We start from the raw sequence: 26040 nt of genomic DNA on the forward strand, positions 1-26040 counted from the left end.
ACGCCAAGGAAAGTTGTGGCTATGCATGAGGTTGTGAGACAAGGACTTTATGATCCCCGGAACGAGCACGATGCGTGCGGCGTCGGCTTCGTGGTGAACATCAAAGGCCGAAAATCTCATGATATCATCTCCCAGGGCCTGAAAATCCTGGAGAACCTCGACCATCGCGGCGCGGTCGGGGCGGACCCGCTGGTCGGCGACGGCGCCGGCGCCCTGATTCAGATTCCCGATGCCCTGCTGAACGACTGGGCCCGAGCGCATGGCAAGTCGCTGCCGGCGGTCGGCCGCTATGCCGTGGCGATGTGCTTCCTGCCGCGCGATCCGACCGCTCGGGAATTCGTCATCCAGCATTTCGAACAGGTGGTGGCCAAGGAAGGCCAGGCCATGGTCGGCTGGCGTGACGTGCCCACGGACCAGACCGGCCTGGGCAAGACCGTCATCGAGACCATGCCGGTGATCCGCCAGGCGATCATCGAGGCGAACCTGTCGATCCGCGACCAGGGCGCGTTCGAGCGCAAGATCCTGGCGATCCGCAAGCAGATCCTGAACAATCTGCGGGCGCTGGCGGAAAAGAAGAACATCCCGGCGGTGATGCACACTTATATGCCGTCGTTCTCCACGCGGACGGTGGTGTACAAGGGTCTGTTGCTGGCGACCCAGGTGGGCAGCTTCTACGAGGATCTGCGCAATCCGCTGACTGTCTCGGCGCTGGCGCTGGTGCATCAGCGGTTCTCCACCAACACTTTTCCGTCGTGGAAGCTGGCGCATCCGTACCGGTTCCTGGCGCATAACGGCGAGATCAATACCGTCCGCGGCAACGTCAACTGGATGTATGCCCGGCGCCGGTCGATGGAATCCGACCTGATCGGGCCGGACCTGAACAAGATGTGGCCGATCATTCCGCACGGCCAGTCCGACACCGCCTGCATCGACAATGCGCTGGAGATCCTGGTGGCCGGCGGCTACTCGCTGTCGCACGCGATGATGATGCTGATCCCGGAGGCCTGGGCGCAGGACCCGCTGATGGATCCCGAGCGCAAGGCGTTCTACGAGTATTATGCCGCGCTGATGGAACCCTGGGACGGGCCGGCCGCCATCGCCTTCACCGACGGCCGCCAGATCGGTGCCACGCTGGACCGCAACGGGTTGCGGCCGGCGCGCTACGTCATCACCGACGACGACTACGTGATCATGTCCTCGGAATCCGGCGTCTTGCCGGTGCCGGAGGAAAAGATCGCCCGCAAATGGCGCCTGCAACCCGGCAAGATGCTGCTGATCGACCTGGAAGAAGGCCGCATCATCGACGACGCCGAGATCAAGCAGAAGCTCGCCCGCGAACATCCGTACGCGGAGTGGCTGAAGCAGACCCAATACAAGCTGGAAGAACTGCCGGAAAGCGAGGAGCAGCGCGCGCTGCCCCGGTCGAACGACCTGGAAGGCCTGCTGCACCACCAGCAGGCGTTCGGTTACACCCAGGAAGACATGCAGTTCTTCCTGGAGCCGATGGCCGCGCAGGGGGATGATCCGGTCGGGTCGATGGGCACCGATACGCCGCTGGCGGTGCTGTCCGACAAGCCCAAGCTGCTGTTCAACTACTTCAAGCAGAACTTTGCCCAGGTCACCAACCCGCCGATCGATCCGATCCGCGAGGAACTGGTGATGTCGCTGGTGTCCATCATCGGCCCGCGGCCGAACCTGCTGGGACACAGCGCCGGCAATTTCCTGCGGCTGGAAGTCGCGCAGCCGATCCTGACCAACACCGACCTGGAGAAAATCCGCGACATCGATGCCGTGGCCGGCGGTGCGTTCCGCACCCAGACCATCGACATCACCTGGCCCGCCAGCGAGGGCGCTGATGGGATGGAAAAGGCGATTTCCAGGATTTGCCAGGAAGCCACCGAGGCTGTGCTGGCGGATTTCACCATTCTCATACTTTCGGATCGCGAGGTCGGTGAAAACCGCATTCCGGTGCCGTCGCTGCTGGCGACCGCGTCGGTGCACAACCACCTGATTCGCCAGGGCCTGCGCATGTCCACCGGCATCGTCGTCGAAACCGGCGAGGCGCGTGAGGTGCATCACTTCTGCGTCCTGGCCGGCTATGGCGCCGAGGCGATCAACCCCTATCTCGCGTTCGAGACGCTGGAGCAGATCCGCGTCGAGTCGAAGCTGCCGAAATCCGCCGCCGACGTGAAGAAGAACTACCTGAAGGCGGTGGGCAAAGGGATCATGAAGGTGATGTCCAAGATGGGCATCTCCACCTACCAGTCCTATTGCGGCGCGCAGATCTTCGATGCGGTCGGGCTGAGTTCGGCGTTCGTCGAGCGCTGCTTCACCGGCACGGCGACGACGATCGAGGGCGTCGGCTTCGCCGAAATCGCCCAGGAAGCGGTCGCCCGCCACATGGCGGGGTACGGCAACAACCCGATTTACCGCGGCATGCTGGACGTCGGCGGCGACTATGCGTTCCGGATGCGCGGCGAGGCGCATGCCTGGACACCGGACACCGTCGCGAAGTTACAGCATGCGGTGCGCGGCAACCTGCCGGCCGAATTCCACGCCTTCACCCGCACAATCAACGACCAGAGCGAACGCCTGCTGACCATCCGCGGGCTGATGGACCTGAAACTCGCCCCCACCCCGGTGCCGATCGATGAGGTCGAACCGGCGGCGACCATCGTCAGGCGCTTCGCTACAGGTGCGATGAGCTTCGGGTCGATCTCCCGCGAGGCCCACACCACGCTGGCGATCGCGATGAACCGCATTGGCGGCAAGTCGAACACCGGTGAGGGCGGCGAGGAATCCGACCGCTACGTGCGGCTGCCCAACGGCGATTCCGAACGGTCGGCGATCAAGCAGGTGGCGTCGGGGCGGTTCGGGGTGACGACAGAGTATCTGGTCAACGCCGACGACATCCAGATCAAGATGGCGCAGGGCGCGAAACCGGGCGAAGGCGGACAGTTGCCCGGCCACAAGGTGGACAAGAACATCGCTCGGGTTCGCCACTCGACGGCGGGCGTCGGCCTGATTTCGCCGCCGCCGCACCATGACATCTACTCGATCGAGGATCTGGCGCAGCTTATCCACGACCTGAAGAACGCCAATTCCAAGGCGCGGATTTCGGTGAAGCTGGTGTCGGAGGTCGGTGTCGGCACGGTCGCGGCCGGGGTGTCCAAGGCGCGCGCCGATCACGTGACGATCTCCGGCTACGAAGGCGGCACGGGGGCGAGTCCGCTGACCTCGCTGACCCATGCCGGTTCGCCGTGGGAGATCGGGCTGGCGGAAACCCAGCAGACGCTGGTGCTGAATGGGCTGCGCAGCCGTATCGTGGTGCAGGTCGATGGCGGCCTGCGCACCGGGCGGGACGTGGTGATTGGTGCGCTGCTGGGGGCCGACGAATTCGGCTTCGCCACCGCGCCGCTGATCGCCGCCGGCTGCATCATGATGCGCAAATGTCACCTGAACACTTGCCCGGTCGGCGTGGCGACCCAGGACCCGGTGCTGCGCAAGCGCTTCACCGGCACGCCGGAACACGTCATCAACTTCTTCTTCTTCATCGCCGAGGAAGTACGGCAGTTGATGGCGCAGCTTGGCTTCCGCACCTTCAATGAAATGGTGGGCCAGGTCGGCAAGCTGGATATGCGCAAGGCCCTGGCGCACTGGAAGGCGCACGGCGTCGACCTGAGTCGGATCCTGTATCAGCCGGAACTGAAGCCGGGGATCGGCATCCATCACTCCGAGGCGCAGAACCATCACCTCGACAAGGCGCTGGACCAGGTGCTGATCCGGGAGGCCGCCTCCGCCCTGGAGTCGGCGACGCCGGTGCGGCTGGAGCATCCGATCCACAACGTCAACCGCACGGTGGGTGCGATGCTGTCGGGTGAGGTTGCCCGCAAATACGGTCATGCCGGCCTGCCGGACGATACGATCTCGGTCAGCCTGACCGGGACGGCCGGCCAGAGTTTCGGGGCGTTCCTGGCGCGCGGCGTGTCGCTGTACCTGACCGGCGACAGCAACGACTATGTCGGCAAGGGCCTGTCCGGCGGGCGCGTCGTGGTGCGCCAGCCGCCCAAGGTGAAGCGCGATCCGGCACAGAACATCATCGTCGGCAACACCGTGCTGTACGGCGCCATCGCCGGTGAGGCCTATTTCCAGGGCGTCGCCGGGGAGCGGTTCGCGGTGCGCAACTCTGGTGCCGTCGCGGTGGTGGAAGGGTGCGGCGACCATGGCTGCGAATACATGACCGGCGGTGTGGTCGTCGTCCTCGGCGATACCGGACGCAACTTCGCGGCCGGCATGTCGGGCGGCATCGCTTACGTCTATGACGAGGCAGGCCGGTTCTCGAAGCTGTGCAACATGGCGGGAGTCGAGCTGGAAAGGGTCGGTGTGGCCGAACTCGGGCGGGCGGACGAACCTGGCCGGCCGCGGCAACGGGCCGCCAGCGTCGAGGATAACGGCATGGGCGACCCGCTGCGCTTCGACGCCGAACGGCTGCGCATTGTGGTGGAGCGGCACCTGCTGTTCACCGGCAGTGCGAAGGCTCGTGCGCTGCTGGAGGATTGGGAAAGCGCGCTGTCCCGCTTCGTGAAGGTCATGCCGCGCGATTACAAGCGGGCGTTGCTAGAGCTAAAGGCCGAGGCCGCCGCCAAAGCCACCGTTGCCGCTGAGTAAGGCCAGGGCTCTGCCCTGGACCCGCCAAGGGCATTGCCCTTGGAACCGCTACTTGGGGTTTGGGGGAGACGGGAGGCCAACGCCGATGTTGGGTCGGCCTGTGTCGGCCTCCCGTTTCCCCCAGACCTAAATTAATGGATTTCAAAGGCAGCGCCTTTGATGGGGTCGAGGGGCAAAGCCCCTCGCCTTACGGACCATCTGGAGACGATCATGGGTAAGGTTACCGGCTTTCTAGAAATCGACCGTCACGACCGCGCCTACGAAAAGACCGAGCTGCGGCTGAAAACCTTCAAGGAATTCGTCAAGCCGCTGGCGCCCGAAGCCCTGAACGGCCAGGCGGCCCGCTGCATGGATTGCGGCATTCCGTTCTGTCACAACGGCTGCCCGGTCAATAACCAGATCCCCGACTGGAACAACCTGGTGTATCGGGAACAGTGGGAGCAGGCGTCGATCAACCTGCACTCCACCAACAATTTCCCCGAATTCACCGGCCGCCTCTGCCCCGCCCCGTGTGAGGCCGCCTGCACGCTGAACATCGACGACAACCCCGTCACCATCAAGACGATCGAATGCGCCATCGTCGATCGCGCCTGGGAAGAAGGCTGGATCGTGCCGCTTCCGCCGGCGGCGAGAACCGGTAAGACGGTCGCCGTGGTCGGTTCCGGTCCGGCTGGCATGGCTTGCGCGCAGCAGTTGGCCCGAGCGGGTCATGCCGTAACGCTGATTGAGAGGCAGGACCGGATTGGTGGGCTGCTGCGCTACGGTATTCCCGACTTCAAGATGGAAAAGCACCTGATCGATCGCCGTATCGACCAGATGGCGGCCGAGGGCGTGACGTTCCAAGTCAGCACCGAGGTCGGTAAGGACGTCTCGATCGACCAGTTGCTGGCCGATTACCACGCCGTCGTGCTGACTGGCGGCGCCGAATGGCCGCGTAATCTGGATGTCACCGGACGTGAACTCGATGGCATTCACTTCGCGATGGATTTCCTGACCCAGCAGAACAAGCGCGGCGCCGGCGACAACGAAAGCGTGGCGGCATCCGGCGGCACGATCAGCGCCAAGGGCAAACACGTCATCGTCGTGGGCGGCGGCGATACCGGGTCCGATTGCATCGGCACGTCCGCGCGCCAGGGGGCTGCCTCGATTACCCAGATCGAGATTATGCCGAAGCCACCGGTGAAGGAGAACAAGGCGATGGTCTGGCCCGACTGGCCGACCAAGCTGCGGTCGTCCCATGCGCATGACGAAGGCGTCGAACGCGACTGGTCGGTGCTGACCAAGCACACCGTGGGTCAAAACGGCAAGGTCACCGCGCTGGATTGCGTCCGCGTCGAATGGGAACGCACCGCGGACGGCCGTATGACGATGAAGGAGGTGCCCGGCAGCGAATTCCAGTTCAAGGCTGATCTGGTGCTGCTGGCGATGGGGTTCCTGGGTCCCCGGCGCGGCGCCCTGCTGGATCAGGCCGGCGTGGAATTGGATCAGCGCGGCAATGTGCTGGCGAACACGGTCGAGTATCGCACGTCCCGGGATGGGTTGTTTGCCGCCGGCGACATGCGGCGCGGCCAATCGCTGATCGTCTGGGCGATCCGCGAGGGCCGGCAGTGCGCTCGTTCGGTGGATCAATTCCTGATGGGGTCGACCACGCTGCCGCGATAAGCCGTCCTGGCATTGAAATGGACTCGCTGCCGGCACAGCCCCGCGTGCTGGCGGCTTTTCCCATCCCAAACAAAGCCGTATGGTCATCCGGATGGGCTGAACGTCGCCTCCGGATTGGGATAAGCGTTACGGTACATTAACGTCACGATTGCTTCACGGACTGCTGCCGGATGGCATTCTACATGGCGGCGGCTTTACCATGAGAGATCCGCCGATGACCCGCCGCACCGCGTTGCTTGCCTCCACCACCTTTCTTGCCGCCAACCTCGCTATTGGGGCCTGCATCGCGTTTGCCGCGACGGGGGCGGCCACCCCGGCCAACGGGCCCGATCCGCAGGACGCTGTGAAGACAGCGACGCCGATCAAGCATCTTGTTGTCCTGTACAACGAGAACGTCTCGTTCGATCATTATTTCGCCACCTATCCGAAGGCCGCGAACCCGCCCGGCGAGCCGCCATTCGCCGCCGCCGCCAACACTCCGCATGTCGAGAACCTGGCCAATGCCAATCTGCTGAAGCAGAATCCGAACACCAATCCGGCCAACGGTCCGGGTGCTTCCCTGCCTTTCCGGCTGGATCGCACCCAGGCCAACACCGCCGACCAGAATCACGCCTACACGGCCGAGGAGCAGGCCTACAACGACGGCAAGGCCGACCTGTTCCCGAAATACACCGGCAAGGGCACGCCGGGTGGCGCCGGCGCGTTCGGGACCCAAGGCCAGGTACTGGGGTATTTCGACGGCAACACCGTCGGCGCGATGTGGCGCTACGCCCAGCATTTCGCGATGAGCGACAATGCCTATACCGACACCTATGGGCCATCGACACCCGGCGCCCTGGAAGTCGTTGCCGGCCAGACCAACGGCATGAAGATCGTCGCCACGACCAAAAAGCCCTCCACCCTCGCCGCGGTGTCCTATTACATCGACGACGGACAGGGCGGCCTGACGATGATCAACGACGTCGATCCCGGCGCGGATACCTGTTCCGCGAAGTCCGACCAGGCGATGATGGCGGGCAAGAACATTGGTGACCTGCTGAACGACGCCGGCATCACCTGGGGCGGCTTCATGGGCGGCTTCGATCTGGCGACGAAGAACCCGAACGGCACCGCCGGTTGCGCCCGCAGCACGCAGTCCGAGGTGGTCGGCAAGGCGATCGTCGACTACATCCCGCACCACGACTGGTTCCAGTATTACGCGTCAACCGCGAACCCGACGCATGCCCGTCCGGCCTCGATCGCCACGATCGGCCACACCTTCCAGGCCGACGGCAAGACGGTCGATCCGGCGAACCACCAGTACGACCTGACTGATTTCTATGCCTCGGTGAAGGCGGGCAATTTCCCCTCGGTGTCCTACATCAAGCTGCCGGCCTATCAGGATGGCCACGCCGGCTATTCCGATCCGCTGGATGAGCAGGCCGGCACCGTCGAGCTGCTGAATTTTCTGCAACAGCGGCCGGACTGGAAGAACACCGCCGTGGTGATCGCCTGGGACGACTCGGACGGCTGGTACGACCACGCCTACCGCAAGCCGACCTCGGCCTCTTTCGACGGCCAGGCCGACCAGTTGAATGGTCCGGGCAAGTGTGGTTCGGGCACGGCGCCGGCGGGGGTCGATGGCAAGCCGGTGAACGGCCGCTGCGGCCCGGGCACGCGCACGCCATTCCTGGTGATCTCACCCTGGGCGCGCGCGAACCATGTGGACCATGCGCCAATCACGCAGGCGTCGGTCGTGCGGTTCATCGAAGACAACTGGCTGCATGGCCAGCGCCTCGGCGGCGGGTCGTTCGATGCGACGGCTGGCTCGCTGGCGGGCCTGTTCGACTTCGCCGCGCACCGTCCGGACCCCAAGCTGTTCCTCGATCCGAAGACGGGTGAGGTTGTGAAGACGGCGCCAGCCACCGGCGCGAACTGACGCATGCGGCGGGGCAGCCTCCCGATCATGGGCGCTGTCCTGCTGACGCTGGTTGCCGCCGTCCAACCCGCGGCCGGCACGCCTCCGTCCTCCGCCGACGCGCGGGAGATGCTGGCGCGCGGCGAGAACCCCTATCCGGTCCATCTGGTGCGCCCCGAAGCGGCGCCGCTGTCCGCCATGGCTTGGCTTGGCCAGGCGATCTTCAACGACACCAGCCTGTCCGCGTCCCATCGGCAGTCCTGTGCATCCTGCCATGATCCGGCCAACCATTACGGTCCGCCGGGAAGCCTTCCGGTCATGCTGGGTGGTCCGACCTTGCACGCGCAGGGGGACCGGGCGGTGCCCTCGCTGGCCTATCTCGAACGGCAGCCCCCGTTCAGCGTCGGGCCGGACAATGAGGAGAGCGAGACAAGCAATCTCGCCCAGATGATCGCCTCCAGCAGCACTGCCGCGCGAACGGTCAAGACCGCGACCGGGACGGCGCAATCCGCTGTCAACGTGGTGCCGCAGGGCGGTCTGTTCTGGGACGGACGGGTGGACACGCTGCAACAGCAGGCGTTGCAGCCGCTGCTCAACCCGGTGGAGATGGCTAACACCAGTGCTTCCGCCGTCGCCGCCAAGCTGCTTCACGCGCGCTACGCGTCGGGTTTTACCCAGCTTTTCGGCCCGGGCGTCGTGGACGATCCGGGTCTTCTGCTTAGCGAGGCGATGTTCGCGGTGGCGCGCTACCAGATCGAGAACGTCGACTTCCATCCCTACACCAGCAAGTTCGATTACTGGCTGGAAGGCCGAACGCGCCTGGCGCCGGCGGAAATGCGCGGCTACGTATTGTTCAACGACCCGAACCGGGCCAACTGTGGCGGCTGTCATCTGGATCAGGCCGGGCGGGACGGCCAGCCGCCGCGTTTCACCGACGATCAGTTCGAGGCCCTGGGCGCGCCGCGCAATCCCGCGCTGGCGAACACACGCGATCCTCATTTCTTCGATATAGGTATCTGCGGCCCGTTCCGTTCGGACATGCGCACACAGACACAGTACTGCGGCATGTTCCTGACGCCGACCCTGCGCAATGTGGCGACCCGCCATACCTTCTTCCACAACGGCGTGTTCCACAGCCTGCGAGCGGTGATGGATTTCTACAACGACCGCGACGTCGCGCCGGAAAAGGTCTATCCGCGCAATCCTGACGGCACGGTCGCCAAATTCGATGACATTCCGCCGGCCTACCGGGACAACGTTGACGTCGTCGACCCGCCGCTCGACCGGCACCTCGGCGAAGCTCCTGCCATGACCGAGCAGGATGAGTTGGATATTATCGCTTTTCTGGCGACGCTGACGGATGGGTATCGGCCGCCGGCGCGGTGACCGCCGTTGCCGTTGCATCAGATGCTGCGTGACGCTCTTTTCGTCGTCGTTCAGGCGTCCGGCAACGATACGCTCTCCGATTGGATATCCGCTCGCCACGGCCCCATGTCCGCACTCACCATCGAGAGGAGGGATATGATGGAGCCAGACAACAAAACGACCGCGATGAATTTGATCTCGGTTTACGGCGTTCGGGCGCAGGCTGTGGTCAGCGAGCGGAGGGAAGAGGCGCGCCTGCAGGGGGACGTATCCGGCCTGGCTCGCTGGCAAAATGTCGAAGCCGCGATCAGCGAGTTGCGCCGAACCAGTCCGGCACGCGCCTAATATCAGCCGTCGTTGACATTGACACATCAGTCTTGTCTTGGGCCAGCGACGTCTGGGCTATCTGATCAAGCACCTTACTGGTGCGGATAGCCCGGACTGACGCCGGGCTATGACGAATTAGCTGAGGCCGGGCCGTGACGAATTAACTGAGGCCGGCCCATCGCGAAGCAAGAGACGCCGGGCCATGACGAATCGAGGGTCGGCCTCAACGGCGGCTGGTCTAAAGCGTTTCTCGGGTCATTGCGCTGTCTAGCCGTCCCAGACGCTGCTGGGCATCGGCAGCTTGGCGAACGCGGAGTCGTCCAGGGTCACGACCGGGGTGATTCCGGCCATTCCCAGCAGCATGAACCATTGGCGGACGTGCTGGCCGCAGTGCCAGGTGGTGCGCTCCATCACCTCATGCAGGAGCTGCGGGCCGTAGTAGGTCTGGACGATCTGTTGCCCGGTCTTGTCGGTTTTCGGGTCCCACCAAGCGTGCATCGCCGCCAGCACCTGCTGGCCGTAGGCGGCGATCGAGGCACTGGTTTTCTGGTCCGGCGATGGTCCGTTGGTCAGCATATCGTTGATCAGCGTCGCGCCGGCCGCGACCTCCAGCAGGCCTTCGGGGATACGGAACAGATGATGGCTCAGCGCCAGATAGGTGCGCGGGCGGTTGGGGACCTCGGTGGAGAGCAGCGAGTCAGGCATCTGCGGGACGATCTGGATGGCGGTACGGACGAACAGGTCCAGCCGTTCCATCAACTGGGCGGGGGACAGGACGGGACCGGTCGCCTCATTCAGTCCGAGGAACTTCACGACGTGGCCGATATTCTGGGCGAAAATCCATTCGTCGCCGCGCGACAGCACGGGAATGGAGCGGGCGCCGAGACGGCGCAGTTCATTCATCCCGTCAGGGTCGGTCAGAATATTGATAGACTTGAACTCGATCGCACGGACCGAAAGAAACTCTTTGAGTTTCAGGCAGCTTGTTCAGCCAGGCTGCCAGAAGACGTTCAGTGTCGTGTCACCCTGCATGGTGTCGATCTCCCTGAAATCCCGGTTACGCCGGAACCGGCGGCACGTCAATCGCCACATCCAGCCAGCCGCGCGGATCAAACCGAGCGACGTCGTGCGGGCGGAGGAGGACGGTGGTGGTGTCGGATTCGATGACCGCCGGCCCGCGGATGATTTGATCCCGTGCTAATCGGAGGAAATCGAACACTGGTACCCGGGTCCAGCCGCCCAAGTACACTTGCCGTTCGGCCTTGGGTTCCGCGGCCGTGGACGGTGCGTCGGCTACCACGCCGGCTACCTGCGGCAAGCGCCCGATCGCCGACACGCGGGCGTTAACGAGCACCGCTTCCTGATCCCTTAGGGCGTAGGTGTAGAGGCGTTCGTGCGCGGCGTGGAACCGGTCGGCCAGGATCGCCGGCAGGGCTGCATCGTCCCAAGCGATGCCATCCAATGGGACGGGGATTTCGAACACCTGCTCGCCGTAGCGCATGTCGGCGGAGCGGTGCAGCGTCACGGGTCCGTCAAACCAACCGAGCCGGTTTCGGCCTTCGGTCTCCATCGTCGCGAAGGCTGCTTTCAGGGCGGTGATGTCGATGCCGCCGGATTGACCCTGGCTGCGGCTGAGTTCGACGCGCAGGTCGGTGTTCAGCATGCCCCAGGCGGACAGGACCGAGGCGGCGACCGGTACCACCACCCGGCTGATACCCAGTTCCGCGGCGACCGCGGTGATGTGCAGGCCGGCCGCGCCGCCGAATGCCAGCAGCGTGTAGCCACGCGGATCGACGCCACGCCGCACGGTGGCGACGCGGACGCCATCCGCCATCCGGCTGTTGACGACGCGATGGATGCCAGCGGCAGCCTGATCCGTCTCTATTCCCAGTTCCGCCGCCAGCTTTGCCATCACTTCGGTCGCGGCTTCCAGGTCCAGACTGCGCCGTCCGCCGAGGAAGTTGCTCGGATCGAGGTAGCCCAGCACAAGGTTGGCGTCGGTTACCGTCGCCCCGGCGCCGCCCTGGCCGTAGCAGGCGGGGCCGGGCATGGCACCGGCACTTTCGGGGCCGACGGCGAGCAACCCCGATCGGTCCAGTTTGCCGATCGATCCGCCACCTGCACCCAGGGTCACGATATCAAGGCTGGGTAGCGCGATGCGGGCGCTGGCGACCGACTTGTCGCCGGACAATGTCGGCTGCCCGTCACGCACCACGGCGATGTCGGTGGACGTGCCGCCCATGTCGAAGCTGATCACGTTGGGTGCCAGGCCGTTGCGCGTCAGGGCGACCGAAGCCGCGACGCCGCCGGCCGGACCGGACAGCGCGGTGCCGGCGGCGAGCCGTGTCGCCTCCGCCACCGAGGCGACGCCGCCATGCGACAGGATGACCAGCAGTTCGCCGTCGTATCCAGCTTCTCGCAACCGGGACTGCAGCCGCCCGAGATAATTCTGGATCACCGGGCCCACGGCCGCGTTGGCGACGGTGGTGGAGAACCGCTCAAATTCCTTTATCTGCGGCAGCACGTCGGACGATGTCGTGACATAGGCACCGGGCAGGCGGTCGCGCACGGCGGCGGCGGCACGCTGCTCATGGTCCGGATTGCGCCAGGCGTGCAGGAAGCAAATCGCCACGGCCTGGACATCGGCGTCGCGCAGGCGGTCGATCGCGGCCTGCAGCGAGGCCGGGTCGAGGGCGATTTCCACCGATCCGTCGGCTCGGATCCGTTCCGTGACCGGCAGGCGCAGGCGGCGGGGCACCAGCGGGGCAGGGGGCGTCATGCGCAGGTTGTAGCGATCGGGTTTCAGGCCCTCGCGCATTTCGATGACGTCGCGATGGCCTTCGGTGGTTAGCAGGCCGACCCGGGCGCTTTTGCCTTCGAGCAGGGCGTTGGTGGCGACGGTGGTCCCATGCACGATGCGGGATGTGGTGCGCAGCAGATCGGCCGGGGCCAGGCCGAGGCGTTCGGCCGCCAGGGCGATCCCGTCCAGCACGCCGTCGGATTGATCGGCCGGCGTTGTCGCCGCCTTGGCGATGACGGTCTGTCCGCCGGCGGTGGAGACGACGATATCGGTGAAGGTGCCGCCGACGTCGATACCGATGGTGATGCTCATGCGGTGAAGGTGAACTTGCTGCCGGTGGTGCAGAGGATGAGTTTCTCCGGCATTTCCCGCTTGGCGGTTTCCACGAAGTTGCTGCCGCTGCAATGCATCGGGATCAGGTGCTCGATGTCGAACTTGCTCAATTCGGTCATGATGCTCTCCAGGTAGGGCTGTGACGCCGGCGCGAGGTGGAAACCGCCGCACAACGCGAGGATTTTCTCGATGCCGGTGATTTCCCGGGCGCGTTGCAGCGTGTTGATGATGCCCGCGTGGCCGCAGGACGTGATCACAACCAGCCCGCGATCGCCGACCTGGAAGCAGGTCGCGTGTTCGTGCCAGTGCTGGTCGGGGACGGGGTTGCCGGAGAGTTCGTCGGCGGTGAAATGATGGTCCTCGTCGTATTTGAATGTGTCGCAGCCGACACCGTCTTTCTCGCCGTAGACAACGAAGGTGTTGGGCAGCACGTGCTCGATGCTGGTGCGGGGGATGATTCCGGTGGTGAAGGCGTGATCCTCGATGATGATCGGCAGTTCCGACAGGATCGGCTGCACGTTCAGTGCCTTCAATTCGCGACGGTCCAACACGCCGTAGGGGGCGAAGCTGCCATCGGCCTGCTGCTGTTCGCGACGGCAGAACGTATCTTCGCCGCCGGTGTAGAGCATGATGTTGTCGTGCATGCCGGTGCGATTGGCTTTCAGGAATCCGACCAGGCCGCCCATGTGGTCGATATGCGCATGGCTGAGGATCAGCGCGTCCAGGCTGTTCGGGTCGATTTTCAGCAACTTCAAGTTGTTGGTCAGCACATCCGGGGTGAAGCCGAAATCCAGCAGATAGCGGCGGGTTTCGTTGGCCTTGGTGGACACCAGGTGCAGCGACAGGCCCCATTGGCTTTCCAGCGTCTTGTCGCCGAACGCGGCCGGGGAGCCGACGCGCTGCACCCCCACGCCCGGCGGCTGGTCTTTGGAGATGAAAATGTCATGGCTGTTGTCGATGACCGCTTGGATGGTCAGCGTATCCACGACGGGTGGCGTGATATGCACCGGCATGGCGGCGTTGGCGCGATCCATGACGCCGTAGCAGGCGAGAAACGATCCTGTGGCGGCGGCGGAGCGCATGAAGCTGCGGCGCCCGATCGGCGATGGCATAATGGTTACTCTTTCGGTTGGGTGGAAGTCTTGATTGATCGCATGGTTTATCAGCCCTGGACGTTCCGCTCGGCGAGAGTTTTGGTCATGAAAACCCGAGCGGTGCCGGGGGGATCGCAGGCGATGCGACCGAATTCAGTCCAGCCGTGGCGTTCGTAGAAGCCGGGTGCCTGGTAGGTGATGGTCAGCAGAAACGCCGATTTACAGCCTCGGGCCATCCCTTCCTGTTCCATCATCTGGAGCAGTTTTTTGCCGATGTCCTGACCGCGTAAAGTCTCCGGCAGATAGACAAGGTCGATGAACAGCAGGCCATAGGACGTGCGGCCGATCATGCCGCCGAGGGTTTCGCCGGTATCGGGGTCGCGCAGCAGGGCGGCGAGCGGGCGCCAGTCGCGGTAGCCGGTTTTCAGCGCGTTGTAGTCGGCAAGGCCGCTCTGGATGACGCTTTCATCCTTGTCGGTGGGCTGGTCGGTCAGGGTCAGGACGGGTTCGGTCACGTCAGCCCCTCGGCTGCGTCGGCGTCGCGGGCCGCGGGGTCTCTTTCGGTGGGATCACCCCAACCGCCGCCGCCGCCGGACAGGACGTGGATCACACTGCCGGAGGGAACCGGCACGTTGATCTCCTTGCTTTTCAGCTTGCGAGGTGCCGTGTTCGGGGCCAGCAGCGTGTAGTCGTGCGGCGCGCCGTCCTTGCCGCCGCCGATGCCGCGGGCACCATGCACGACGCCTTCGCCGGCGGTGTTGGCGTTGGTGACGCCCTCGGATTCCACGCGCAGACGCATGTCGCCGCCATAGCCGCCGCGATAGCGTCCTTCGCCGGCCGATCCGGGGCGGTATTCGTGGGTTTCGAACACCAGGGGGAAACGGGATTCGGCCACTTCGATGCTGCCGAATTTGATCCCGCCGGCGGAGTGCCACTCGCCGATCGTCGAATAGCCATTGCCGGCCGCCGATCCGCCGCCGCCGGGACGTGCCTGGAACATGTGCCAGATGAAGCGGCGGCCGGTGCGTGGATCGGTGCCGTTCAGCGCGATCCGCAGCCGCCGTCCCCAGCCGCCCATCGCCCGATCCGGGCAGGCCTGGGCCAAGGCCACGATGATCGCCTCGATGACCTCGTTCGAGCAATGGCTGGTACACATCGTCACGGGGGCGCCTTCCCGTGCCCAGACGATGGTGCCTTCTCTGAGCTTCACCGTCAGGGGACGGAACGCACCTTCGTTCTTGGCGATGTCGGGATCGAGCAGGAAGGCGAACGCCATCGCTACGGCCGATTGGGTGTTGGCGTGGGAGGAGTTGATGAACCCGGTCACCTGCGGGTCTGATTCGGCGAGGTCGATGGTCAGGTCGCTGCCCTGTTTGATGACGCGGGCGCGTATGACGATGTTCGTTTTGTCGAAGCCGTCGTCGTCCAGCACCGCTTCCCCGAGGTATTCTCCGTCTGCCCAGTCCGAAACGATCTGCCTTGCATGGCGTTCGGCGGCGTCCAGCATGGCCTCGATCGAGGCGGACAATGTCTCGGCGCCGAATTCGCGGATGACGGTGGCCAATCGTTGCTGACCCAGTCGCGCCGAACCGATCTGCGCAGCCAGGTCGCCGCGAAAGTCACGCGGATGGCGGACGTTCAGTGCCAGCATCTCCAGCAGGTCTTCGCGCAAGACGCCGTTTTCCGTGAGGCGCATCGGGGGCAGGCGCAGTCCCTCGTGCCAGATTTCCGTCGCGGCGGGGTTGTAGGCACCGTGCGTCGCGCCGCCGATGTCGGAATGGTGTGCGCGGACCACTGACCAGAACATCAGCACCGGTCCGGCGAAGACCGGCACGAACACGGTGAGGTCGGGCAGATGGGAGCCGCCACGGTACGGATCGTTCAGCAGGTAGACGTCGTCGGGTGCGGGATTCGGGAAGCGTTCGGACAGTGCCTTCGCCGCCCAGGGCATCGCGCCGACATGGACCGGGATGTGGTCCGCCTGCGCCACCAACCGGCAGTTCGCATCGATCAGCGCGATGGAAAAGTCGCGCGATGAGTTCAGGATCTGCGAATAGGCGGTGCGCAACATGGCCTCGCCCATCTCCTCGGCGATGGCGTTCAGCCGGTTTTGGAGCACGGCGATGGTGATCGGGTCGGTCATATCGGGATGGTGCCAAAATTGGCGGCGTTGGGGAATGGGTCGGTGAGAATTCAACGGTTCCGGGTAACGGCGTTTAGGGTGCTGTGGAGAGCTAACCGCATTCTAGGAGCACGGTGGAGGTGTATCGGCGTTACGATGAGAATGGAGGACCGGCCAGCCCCTTGTGATGGGGCTTTCAGGTTGGGGCGGCTGGGTTGTTGGGGGGGACCGATAGACCGGTGTTTGGTTGGGGCCTTTTTTTGACGCAGAGGGCGCAGGGCGGAGCGCAGAGCGCGCGGAGAAGAATTTTTGCGGTGTTGGGGGAGAATTTTGCGTAAAAATTCATCTGCACGTTCTGCGTCGCCATGTGAGTGTGTTCGGATATGGGCTGTGCCTGGTTGAAATCTGGCGCTGCGGCCGACCCTCGGCACTTGGACGAGGCGGGCGATGGCATCGGGATAGATCGTTTTGCGGGATATCATTTTGGCGCCGGACTTGCCCCCTTAACCTGCCCGGATAACAATCGCGGGACGAAAGAGGCCAGGAACCATGAACTTTGAATTTCTCGGCGCGTTGATCCGACGCCGGGATATGGCGTGCCGATCGTTGTTTCCCCTTTTTGGTGCGCCGCACCTTGGATGCGCCCGAGCCTGGGTATTTGACGATTGTTGCGTTCGTGCAAATGGGCGCGCGGGCGAACGTCGCGACATCTCGACCGGAGCACGCGCGTGACCGCGCACGCCCTGCACAGTTTCTTTTGGCCGGAATCGATCGCGATCCTGGGGGCTTCGCCGGACCTGCACCGCATCCGCGGTCGGCTGTTTCGCCAACTGCACGAGAATGGCTTTCCCGGCCGTATCCTGCCGATCAATCCCAGCTATCAGGAGATCGACGGGTTTCAATGCTATCCGTCGATCGGTTCGGTCGGTGGCGGTATCGACCTTGCCCTGATCGCCATCCCCGCGGCAGGTGTGGCGGCGGCGGTGGAAGAGTGCGCGCGAGCCGGGGTGAAAAACGCCCTGATCATCAGCTCCGGTTTCGCCGAGGAAGGCGGGGCCGCCGGCGACATGCAGGCTGAACTGCTGACGGTCACGCAACGAACCGGCATCCGCGCCTGCGGTCCCAACTGCGAGGGCTACTACAATGCGCTGGGGCGTGTCGCCACGACGTTCAGCCCAACTGTGGAAACGAAAGAAGACGACGGCCGCACGCTAGTTTCGGAAAAGCGTGTCGGAGTCATTGCCCAATCGGGCGGAATCGGGTTTGCCTTGTTCAACCGCGGTAAGGCGGCCGGATTGGGGTTCAGCTACGTCATCTCCACCGGCAACGAAGCCGACCTGTCGATGGCCGACTTCCTGGACTACATCGTCGAAGACCCGCACACGCACGCGGTCATGCTGTTCTGTGAGGCGGTCCGTAACGGCCCCGGGTTCGTTGCCGCCTTGGAAAAGGCTCGCCGTCTTGGCAAGCCGGTGATCGCCATCAAGGTCGGCCGGTCGGATGCCGGGACACGAGCGACTGCGTCCCACACGGCATCTTTGTCCGGCTCGCATACGGCCTATCACGCGGTGTTCGAACGGTACGGCGTGATCGAGGCGGAGGATGCCGACGAAGCCGTCGCGATCGCCGGGCTTGTGCTGACCTGCCCGCTGCCGAAGGGCCGGCGGGTCGGGATCATCACCGTTTCTGGCGGTGGCGGCGCCTGGATGGCCGATACGCTGTCCGCGCACGGGTTGGTGGTGCCGAACCTGTCGGCGGACTCGCAGGCGGCGTTGCGGCCGCTGATGCCGTCGTATGGCGCATCCGGCAATCCCGTCGACGTCACGGCGCAAGGGTCCAACACCGGTCCAGCGATGATGACGGTGATGGAACATCTCGCGCACTCGGATGAAATCGATATGCTGGTGCTGGTGGCGTCGCTGGCCAGTGAGACGCGGGTGTCGCTCGATGCTGCCCGCGTGCGCGCCGTGGCGGAAAGCTGCGGCAAGCCGATGACGGTTTGGACCTATACGCTGCCATCGATGTTCGGGCGCGCCTCGGCCGCCGGTTGCGGCTTGTTTGTGCACAGCGATCTTCGCAATGTCGGCGTGGCGATGGGCAAGCTGGCGGCTTATGTGGAGGCGTTGCGGCGCGAACTGCCCGAACCGTTCACGCCCGTCTCTGGCCGTCTTTACCCGGGCTTGCCACCGGTGGTGCCGGAGTATTTGGCGAAGCAGGTCCTGGCCGCCTGGCTGCCCGATACGCGGGAGAAGCTGGCCGCCTCGGCTGAGGAAGCAGCGGACGCGGCGGAGCGCCTAGGATTCCCTGTCGTGCTGAAGGTGCAATCGCCGCAATTGCCGCACAAGACCGAGGCTGGCGGTGTGCGGCTGAACCTGGCGGACCGGGCGGCGGTGACAGCGGCCTATGGGGCGATGTTGGCGGATGTGGCGCGCCATGCGCCTGATGCAACGATCGACGGTGTCCTGGTGCAGCGCATGGCGCCGAAAGGCCATGAGTTGGTCATCGGGATGGTGGATGATCCCACGTTCGGGCCGATCATGATGCTGGGCTTCGGCGGCACGACGGTGGAACTGTTCGGCGACGTGGCGCACGCCCCGGCGCCTGTGGATGAGGCGGAAGCGATCCGCATGATAATGTCGCTGAAATCTGCTCGCCTGTTGACGGGTTTCCGTGGTGCTGAACCGATTGACCTGGCGTCGGTGGCGACCTTGGTCTCGGCACTATCTCGAGCGGCGCTGACGCTTCGGGAGCAGGTGAGGGAGTTTGAATTGAACCCGGTGATCGTGCATGCCGATGGCTCCGGCCTGACGGTCGCCGATGCGTTGCTGACGATGAAAACCTGAGGAGGACTGAACCCATGCTCAGTATCCAGCCGACCGGCGCGATCCTTGGCGCCACTGTCCGGGGCATCGATTTGTCGCGGCCGATTCCCGAACCGGAGTTTGGGCGCATCCTGCTGGCTTTGGGACAGCATGGTGTGCTGCGCTTTCCCGGCCAGCAACTGGATATCGGCGACGTCAAACGGTTCTCGGAACTGTTTGGTGAGATACAGGGCAATCCCATCAGCGCCGTCGATGCGACCCGGCCGTACCCGGAAGTTGGTATTCTTTCCAACGTCAAGGAGAACGGGGTCTATATCGGCAGTCCCGATGCCGGGCAGGACTGGCACACCGATATGTCGTATCGCGAGACGATCGGGTTCGTGAACGTGCTGTATGGGATTCGGATTCCTCGTCGCGATGGCAAGCCGCTGGGAGGCACCGAATTCGCCAATATGCATGCGGCGTACGATGCCTTGCCGGACGATATCAAGAGCCGGTTGGACGGGATGACCGCCACGCATGATTTTGAGAAATTCTGGGAGCATATGCGTCGGGACAAGGCGAGCGGCCGGCCGGCGATGACGGATGAGCAGCGCATGCGGCGTCCTCCGGTCGTGCATCCGGTGTTCCTGACGCATCCGATCACTGGGCGTAAGGTGCTGTATTGCAACGAAGGCTATGCGATGCGCATTAACGAGCTGCCGCAGGCGGAAAGCGACGAGATGCTGGATTATCTGTTCCGCCACCAGTTGGAGATGCGGTTTCGCTATACGCATGACTGGAACGAAAACGATTTGCTGATCTGGGATCACCTGGGTACCATTCATCGCGCCATCGCCGACTACGGGCCTGACGAAATCCGGCTTATGCGGCGTTGCCAGGTCATGGCCACCAAGGTTTTTGACGCCGCGTTCCTGCGCCCAGCGCTGGAGGCGGCAGGGGCTTGATGATCTGACCTGAAAGTGTCACGCTGGATGTCTCGATAGTTACCTAGACTTCGCATATCCACCGTTCGGTGGCCCTGTATCAGACCGTTTCGGATAAGTATCAGGAGGCAGGTATGCAGAGCGATATGGCGCGTCGTGTAACAGCAGAGCTTTTCGGTACGTTTTGGCTGACATTCGGGGGGTGTGGCGCCGCCGTGCTGGCGGCCGCGTTCCCCGCGGTGGGGATCGGTTTTCTGGGCGTGGCCTTGGCGTTTGGCCTGACTGTGCTGACGATGGCGTATGCGGTCGGGCACATCTCGGGCGGCCATTTCAATCCGGCAGTCACGCTGGGGTTATGGTCCGCCGGCCGATGCGCGAACAAGCATGTGGTTCCGTATATCCTGGCGCAGGTGGTGGGTGCGATCCTGGGTGCGGCGGTGCTTTGGGCGATCGCCTCGGGCAAGTCGGGCTGGGTTCCGGGTGGGTTCGCGGCGAACGGTTATGGCGATCTCAGTCCTGGCAAATACTCGTTGAGTGCGTGCCTGGTCACCGAACTGGTGATGAGCTTTTTCTTCCTGTTCATCATCGTCGGCACCACGTCCAAGGGGGCGGCGAGCGGCTTTGCGGGCATTCCGATCGGGCTGGCGCTGACGCTGATCCATCTTGTTTCTATTCCGGTGACCAATACCTCGGTCAATCCGGCGCGCAGCACGGGTCCGGCGTTGTTCGCCGGCAGCGAATATGTCGATCAGCTCTGGCTTTTCTGGGTGGCCCCGATCGTCGGTGCGATGGTTGCCGGTGCGTTGGCTCGATGGATGTACGAGCCGGACGTGCTGATCGAGACGGTTGTGGTGGAAGAGCGAGGGATAGCCTGACCTTGCCAGCCTGACCGCCTGGGAGCGATCATGGTCGGATCAACACGGGGGATCCGACCATGCGCTGGGTACGTTTCAGCAAGGACAATACGACGTCGTACGGCTCGCTGAACGGCGACGCGATCACGGAAATCAGCGGGGAGCCGTGGGGGAAGGCGACACCGACAGGACGCACCCTGGCGCTGTCGGAGGTGAAGCTGGAAGTGCCGGTGATCCCTCGCACGTTCTACTGCGCCGGCATCAACTACGCCGCCCATATCCGGGAGATGGCGCATAAGCGCGGTGTCGAGCCGGTGTTCCCGGAGAAAGCCGATATCGGCTATCGCGCCAACAATGCGCTGATCGCGCACAATGAGAACGTGGTGATCCCGCGGGACGCTCCGCCCAAGGTCAACTACGAGGGTGAGCTGGTGGTGATCATCGGCAAGCAGGTCAAACACCTGACCGAGGCCAACGCGATGTCCTGCGTGTTTGGCTACACCATCGGCAACGACGTCAGCGAGCGCACCTGGCAGCGCGGCGACCGGACGTTCTGGCGCGGCAAAAACACGGACACGTTCAAGCCGATGGGGCCGTGGATTGAGACCGATGTCGATCTGGATGCGATGGAAACCGTCGTCAGCGTCAACGGCAAGGAAGATTTGCGCTTCAAAACCAACGACATGATCTTTGGCATCGCGCATTACATCGCGGCGATGACCCAGTACCTGACACTGTACCCGGGCGATGTCATCTGGATGGGAACCGACGGAACCTCGCCCGATCTGGTGGATGGCGACGTTGTCGAAGTGGAACTGACCGGCATCGGCGTGTTGCGCAATCCGTTCGTGCGCGAGAAAGCCTGATGGGCAAGCTGACGGGCAAGGTCGCCATCGTTACGGGGGCCAGCCGCGGCATCGGGCAGCAGATCGCCGAGTTGTTCGCCTCGGAAGGGGCGAAGGTGGTCTGCGCGGCGCGGACGCTGAACGAAGGCGACCACCGGATGCTGGAGGGTTCGCTGTCGCGGACGGTCGCGCTGATCCGCGAGAAGGGCGGGGAGGCGACGGCGGTGACGGCCGACGTCTCGGCCGAAGCGGACTGTGTCGCGCTGGTCCAGGCGGGCCGGTCAGCCTATGGCCCGATCGATATTCTGGTGAACAACGCGGCGCTGAACTACTACGTGCCTACTGAAAGCTATCCGACCAGCCGTTGGGTGCGGTGTTTCGCGGTGAATGTGCATGCGCCGTTCATTCTGGCGAAAGAGGTGCTGACCGACATGATCCCTCGGCGATCCGGCGCGATCGTCAACATCAGTTCGGGGTCGGCGATCGGTCCTGGCCGGGGGCCGTACGACGACAAGGTGGCGCATGGCGGCGTGATGTATGGCGCGACCAAGGCGGCGCTGGAACGGTTTACTCAGGGGCTGGCGCAGGAAGTCGCGCAGTATGACGGGATCACTGTCGCGGCGGTGTCTCCGTCGCAGGTGGTGCCGACGCCGGGGACGATCCACTTCAAGCTGGTCGACGGTGTCGATGATCCGAGGGGCGAGCCGCCCATTCTGATGGCCCGAGCGGCGCTGCTGCTGGCGAGCGAGGGGGCGGCGAAGGTGAATGGACGGGTGACCTACAGCCAGCAGATATTGAAGGAATTCGGCTGGATCGAGGACGCGAAAGGCCGTGGCGTCACCATCCGTGGGTCTGGGTATTCGCTGGTCTGATCAAACGAAACGGGGCGGACATTGCTGCCCGCCCCGCTTTCAGCATCGTTTCGGTCGTGTCAGGAGACCAGGTGGCCGCCGCTGGCGCCCACAAAGCCGACCAGCGACAGGCTGCCGATGGTGTCGCCGAGGTGCATCGCCTGGCTGCCACTCGTGTTGTAGGCCATGGTCTGGATCGGTGCCGAGCCAGCCTGGAAGGCCGCCTGGCTGGTGAACACATAGGCGAACATGTCCGCACCGGCGGTTGTCGAGAAATGGCCGCCGGCGATCGGGGTGTTCGTCAGCACGTTCGTTGTCGCATCGGCGTAGATTTTTTCGCCAGACGTGACTGAGCCCTCAAAGTAGATGTTGGCGTTCGATGCGAACGGGTTGGCGTTGTTGCTGATCTCGATAAAGGCCATGGTGTTGCTGTTGGTGCCGGAGACCGTTGCCAGACCGTTCTGCACCTGCTTCAGCGAGACGGTGTTGCCGGGGGTGTAGGTGAATTCCAGCGTATCGGCCGTGCCGTACAGCTTGGTCAGGCTGCTGGTGGGCGTGGTGCCATTGACCGAGATGTCGCTATTGTTGCCGAGTACCTGGACCTCCTTGGTGTCGGAGGCGGTCACCGTCGTGTTGGCGGTGGTGGCGGCGGTCACGGTCACCGTATCGGCGGCGCCCAGAATGTTGCCTTGGGTTTGTGTCGCGGAGCCGGAGTCGCCGCACGATCCGCCGTTGCCGCCGTTGCCGCCGCTGCTGCCACCACCGCAGCCGTTGTTATTGCTGCTGCCGCCGCCACCGCATCCGTTGTTATCGTAGCCGCCACCATAGCCGTTGTTGCTGCTGCCGTAGCCGCTGCCGTAGCCGTTGTTGCCGCCGCCAAAACTCGAGCCACCGCAATTATTGTTCGTGTTCTGGTTTTCCGGCGTGCCGGCGCAGTCGGAGGAAGAGCCCTGCCAGCCGCAGGAATTGTAGCTGCTGCCAAAACCGCCGCCATAGCCATTGTAGCCGGTATCGCAGTAGCTGGATCCGTTGTAGCCGTAGCCGACGTTGCACGAACCGCCGCTGCCGTAGCCGGCGTTGTTGTCGCAGGATTTGACGCCGATGTTGTTGTAGTTGCTGGTGCCGCTGAGGCCGTTCTGGTTGAAGTTGCTGTAGCCGGTGCAGTTCGTGTCCCAGTTCAGGCTGGACGATCCGCAGTTGTTCGAACTGTCGGAAATCGACCAGGTAACACTGGAATTGTTCAGGCTGCAGCCGTTGGGGATTGTCAGCGGCACGCCGGTCAGGAAGACGCTGCCGGGGCTGCAGTTCGCCGGCAGTGTGGTTACCCAGCAATCGGTCGAGCTGTTATAGACCGTGGTCGCCGATTGGCAGGCGCTTGAGAAGGTGACGATCGAGTCCGGGCAATCCACGGTTATCGGATTGCGTCCGACGCCGCCGCCGCTGATCTCGCACGTGACGCCCTGGAACTTGTAGGTCGCGCCGTTGGCGCATGAGGTGGGATTGAAGGTGGAGGACAGCCAGGCGGTGCAGCCGCTGCTGAGGTTCGAGCCGCTGGCCGTGTGGCAGACCGAACCGGCGTTGCCCGGGGTGCAGGCAATCTGGTTGACCGTTTCGGTGTAGGTCAAGGACGTGCCGGCGGCGAGGGTGCCATTGAAGCCCTTCGTCACCAAGGTCGGGACGACGTAATCCGGGTTCGCCGCGGTCCCGATGTTGTCCTTGATGTTGATGTTGCTGAGCGGGGTGGAGCCGGTGTTGGTGACGGTAAAGGTGTAGGTCACCTGTCCGCACGAATTGACCACCATCGAACTGGGCTGTTTCAGCACGCTGAGGCCGCTGCTGGGTTTTTCCAGGCCCGCTTCGACGTTGTTGTCGACCTGTCCCGCGGTCAGGGTGATGGGCGAGGTCACGCCGGTCGTCTGGTTCGCGCTGCTGTTGACGGCAGCGTTGCTGTCGACACCTTGCGTGGTGAAGGTGTCGCCTGTTGGCGACAAGAACTTGACTTCATACACGCCGGCGTTCAGGCCGGTGAACTCATACCCGCCGCTGCTGTTGGTCGTGGTTGTCGCCAGGATCGAGCTTCCGGTTCCATTCAGCAGTTCAACCGTGACGCCGCCGACACCGGCTTCCCCGTTGTTCAGCAGGCCATCCTTGTTTGTGTCCATCCATACGATGTCACCGATCGCCCCGGTCGGGGGGGGCGGCGGGACGGTCAGCCCGGCATTGACGTTGTTATCGACTTCCCCGTTCGTGAGGGTGATCGCCCCTGTCAGGCCGGAACTGTTGGCGACGCTGTTGATTTCACCCGGGGTGGCGGGCGTGACATTCGGTGTCGTGAAGCTGTCACCGCTGGGCGCCACGAACTGCACTTCGTAGGTGACGTTCGTGGGCAGGCTGGTGAACGAATAATTGCCGGACGCGTTGGTTGTCGTGGTCGCGATGATCGTATCCGTCGTCGCGTTCAACAGATCGACCGTGACTCCGGCGACGCCTTGTTCGCCATTGTCGTCCAGGCCGTTGTTGTTGGTGTCCAGCCAGACGGTGTTGCCGAGCGAGGCGGTGCCGGTTCCGGCGGATCCGCCCGGGACGAGCCCAGCTTCGACGTTGTGATCGGCTTCGCCGGCGGTCAGGGTGATCTGGGCGGTGATGCCGGTGGTCTGGTTGGCGCTGCTGTTGACCGCGGCGTTGCCTCCGACGCCTTCGGTCGAGAAGCCATAGCCTGTGGGGGAGACGAATTTGACCTCGTAAATGCCGGCCGCCAGTCCGGTAAAGCTGTACAGACCGTTGGCATTCGTCGTCGTGGTCGCCAGCACGCTGGTGCCGGTGCTGTTCAGCAGGTCGACCGTTACGCCGGCGACACCCGGACCCGCGTCGAAGCCACTTTCCAGTCCGGTGTTGTTCAAGTCGGCGAAAACGATGTCGCCGATGGACGCGGTCGCCGGCGCGGCGATTGTGCCGAAGCTCTGCTGAAACGCACTGATGACCACCGAGGACGCACTGGTGCCGGTCGAGCCGATCGACATCGTCAGCGTGACCTGCACGTTGACCGTCTGCTCCGGCGTGCTGAGTGTGATCGTGGGCAGGTTCGTTGCGCCCATGGTGTAGCTATCGGTCCCGAGCAGGGTGCCCGACGTGCTATAGATGTTTTCAACGGCGGTGAGACTGACACCCGGGCCTGAAAATACGTCGGCGGTGTAGAGTTGACCAACCGTATCGATCAGCGTCGAGGCGGATGTGCTGCTGACCGTGTAGTCGAAGTTCACAACCTCCGACGAATTGGCGCCATAGACGCCCGCGTTGACCGCACCCCAGGTCAGCGCTGTGCCGAATGGTGTTACCCCGACGCCCGCTATGCCTGGAAAGGTGGTGAACGACGCCACGGAGCCGGCGTCGGTCTCGGTAATATCGATGTTGGTGAACGACAAGGCATTGTAGGCGATTGGATTTAGCGTAAGGATGGACATGTTTCATCGTCCC

At 63.9% G+C, this 26040-nt stretch carries 16 protein-coding genes; 10 read left to right on the forward strand and 6 right to left on the reverse strand.

Annotated elements, in window-relative coordinates; genetic code table 11:
* The first annotated feature begins 21 nt into the window (after positions 1–21).
* The 5 genes from gltB to GSQ89_RS15245 all read left to right on the forward strand — a co-directional run bounded on the left by gltB (position 22) and on the right by GSQ89_RS15245 (position 9937).
* On the forward strand, positions 22–4668 hold the full coding sequence (gene gltB / locus GSQ89_RS15225; RefSeq protein WP_158926594.1) for a glutamate synthase large subunit: 4647 nt from the start codon (positions 22–24) through the stop codon (positions 4666–4668).
* A gap of 210 nt (positions 4669–4878) precedes the next feature.
* Positions 4879–6330, forward strand: coding sequence for a glutamate synthase subunit beta (locus GSQ89_RS15230; protein ID WP_158926596.1), 1452 nt, complete (start codon positions 4879–4881; stop codon positions 6328–6330).
* 214 nt (positions 6331–6544) lie between these two features.
* Positions 6545–8248, forward strand: coding sequence for a phospholipase C (locus tag GSQ89_RS15235; RefSeq protein WP_158926598.1), 1704 nt, complete (start codon positions 6545–6547; stop codon positions 8246–8248).
* A gap of 27 nt (positions 8249–8275) precedes the next feature.
* Complete coding sequence (locus tag GSQ89_RS15240; protein ID WP_254073220.1) at positions 8276–9613, forward strand: cytochrome-c peroxidase; 1338 nt, start codon at positions 8276–8278, stop codon at positions 9611–9613.
* A gap of 12 nt (positions 9614–9625) precedes the next feature.
* Complete coding sequence (locus GSQ89_RS15245) at positions 9626–9937, forward strand: hypothetical protein (protein WP_158926602.1); 312 nt, start codon at positions 9626–9628, stop codon at positions 9935–9937.
* Positions 9938–10186: 249 nt separating this feature from the next.
* Here GSQ89_RS15245 and GSQ89_RS15250 read toward each other — a convergent pair whose 3' ends face one another.
* From GSQ89_RS15250 to GSQ89_RS15270, 5 genes are all read right to left on the reverse strand, one after another.
* Positions 10187–10822, reverse strand: coding sequence for a hypothetical protein (locus GSQ89_RS15250; RefSeq protein WP_158926604.1), 636 nt, complete (start codon positions 10820–10822; stop codon positions 10187–10189).
* Positions 10823–10976: 154 nt separating this feature from the next.
* Positions 10977–13031, reverse strand: a complete 2055-nt coding sequence (locus GSQ89_RS15255) for a hydantoinase/oxoprolinase family protein (protein ID WP_158926606.1) — start codon at positions 13029–13031, stop codon at positions 10977–10979.
* Positions 13028–14164 (reverse strand): MBL fold metallo-hydrolase, encoded by a 1137-nt coding sequence (locus tag GSQ89_RS15260; protein WP_216856181.1) that lies wholly within the window; start codon positions 14162–14164, stop codon positions 13028–13030. The genes GSQ89_RS15255 and GSQ89_RS15260 overlap by 4 nt, the downstream gene beginning before the upstream one ends.
* Before the next feature lie 50 nt (positions 14165–14214).
* On the reverse strand, positions 14215–14661 hold the full coding sequence (locus GSQ89_RS15265; protein ID WP_158926608.1) for a GNAT family N-acetyltransferase: 447 nt from the start codon (positions 14659–14661) through the stop codon (positions 14215–14217).
* Complete coding sequence (locus GSQ89_RS15270; RefSeq protein ID WP_158926610.1) at positions 14658–16289, reverse strand: hydantoinase B/oxoprolinase family protein; 1632 nt, start codon at positions 16287–16289, stop codon at positions 14658–14660. The genes GSQ89_RS15265 and GSQ89_RS15270 overlap by 4 nt, the downstream gene beginning before the upstream one ends.
* A gap of 707 nt (positions 16290–16996) precedes the next feature.
* Here GSQ89_RS15270 and GSQ89_RS15275 point away from each other — a divergent pair.
* The 5 genes from GSQ89_RS15275 (at position 16997) to GSQ89_RS15295 (ending at position 22587) form a co-directional block, all read left to right on the forward strand.
* Positions 16997–19111, forward strand: coding sequence for an acetate--CoA ligase family protein (locus tag GSQ89_RS15275; RefSeq protein ID WP_158926612.1), 2115 nt, complete (start codon positions 16997–16999; stop codon positions 19109–19111).
* 14 nt (positions 19112–19125) lie between these two features.
* On the forward strand, positions 19126–20037 hold the full coding sequence (locus GSQ89_RS15280; protein WP_158926614.1) for a TauD/TfdA family dioxygenase: 912 nt from the start codon (positions 19126–19128) through the stop codon (positions 20035–20037).
* A gap of 113 nt (positions 20038–20150) precedes the next feature.
* Positions 20151–20891 carry an aquaporin Z gene (aqpZ, locus tag GSQ89_RS15285; protein WP_158926615.1) on the forward strand — a complete coding sequence of 247 codons (741 nt, stop codon included), beginning with the start codon at positions 20151–20153 and terminating at the stop codon, positions 20889–20891.
* A gap of 59 nt (positions 20892–20950) precedes the next feature.
* Positions 20951–21736 (forward strand): fumarylacetoacetate hydrolase family protein, encoded by a 786-nt coding sequence (locus GSQ89_RS15290; protein WP_158926617.1) that lies wholly within the window; start codon positions 20951–20953, stop codon positions 21734–21736.
* Positions 21736–22587: an SDR family NAD(P)-dependent oxidoreductase gene (locus GSQ89_RS15295; RefSeq protein WP_158926619.1), complete on the forward strand. Its 852-nt coding sequence runs from the start codon at positions 21736–21738 to the stop codon at positions 22585–22587. The genes GSQ89_RS15290 and GSQ89_RS15295 overlap by 1 nt, the downstream gene beginning before the upstream one ends.
* A 59-nt stretch (positions 22588–22646) precedes the next feature.
* On the opposite strand, the gene GSQ89_RS15300 is transcribed toward GSQ89_RS15295, so the two are convergent.
* Positions 22647–26027 (reverse strand): SdrD B-like domain-containing protein, encoded by a 3381-nt coding sequence (locus GSQ89_RS15300; protein WP_158926621.1) that lies wholly within the window; start codon positions 26025–26027, stop codon positions 22647–22649.
* Positions 26028–26040 lie beyond the last annotated feature (13 nt).

It is taken from the genome of Acidisphaera sp. S103 (assembly GCF_009765975.1).
Lineage (GTDB): Bacteria > Pseudomonadota > Alphaproteobacteria > Acetobacterales > Acetobacteraceae > Rhodopila.

What these genes read in the sequence shown, in the direction of transcription:
- GSQ89_RS15235 (WP_158926598.1), top strand. Translation starts at nt 6,545, where the DNA reads ATGACCCGCCGCACCGCGTTGCTTGCCTCCACCACCTTTCTTGCCGCC.
- aqpZ (WP_158926615.1), top strand. Translation starts at nt 20,151, where the DNA reads ATGCAGAGCGATATGGCGCGTCGTGTAACAGCAGAGCTTTTCGGTACG.
- GSQ89_RS15270 (WP_158926610.1), bottom strand. Translation starts at nt 16,289, where the DNA reads ATGACCGACCCGATCACCATCGCCGTGCTCCAAAACCGGCTGAACGCC.
- GSQ89_RS15255 (WP_158926606.1), bottom strand. Translation starts at nt 13,031, where the DNA reads ATGAGCATCACCATCGGTATCGACGTCGGCGGCACCTTCACCGATATC.
- GSQ89_RS15280 (WP_158926614.1), top strand. Translation starts at nt 19,126, where the DNA reads ATGCTCAGTATCCAGCCGACCGGCGCGATCCTTGGCGCCACTGTCCGG.
- GSQ89_RS15240 (WP_254073220.1), top strand. Translation starts at nt 8,276, where the DNA reads ATGGGCGCTGTCCTGCTGACGCTGGTTGCCGCCGTCCAACCCGCGGCC.
- GSQ89_RS15290 (WP_158926617.1), top strand. Translation starts at nt 20,951, where the DNA reads ATGCGCTGGGTACGTTTCAGCAAGGACAATACGACGTCGTACGGCTCG.
- GSQ89_RS15230 (WP_158926596.1), top strand. Translation starts at nt 4,879, where the DNA reads ATGGGTAAGGTTACCGGCTTTCTAGAAATCGACCGTCACGACCGCGCC.
- GSQ89_RS15295 (WP_158926619.1), top strand. Translation starts at nt 21,736, where the DNA reads ATGGGCAAGCTGACGGGCAAGGTCGCCATCGTTACGGGGGCCAGCCGC.
- GSQ89_RS15300 (WP_158926621.1), bottom strand. Translation starts at nt 26,027, where the DNA reads ATGTCCATCCTTACGCTAAATCCAATCGCCTACAATGCCTTGTCGTTC.
- GSQ89_RS15250 (WP_158926604.1), bottom strand. Translation starts at nt 10,822, where the DNA reads ATGAATGAACTGCGCCGTCTCGGCGCCCGCTCCATTCCCGTGCTGTCG.
- gltB (WP_158926594.1), top strand. Translation starts at nt 22, where the DNA reads ATGCATGAGGTTGTGAGACAAGGACTTTATGATCCCCGGAACGAGCAC.
- GSQ89_RS15260 (WP_216856181.1), bottom strand. Translation starts at nt 14,164, where the DNA reads ATGCCATCGCCGATCGGGCGCCGCAGCTTCATGCGCTCCGCCGCCGCC.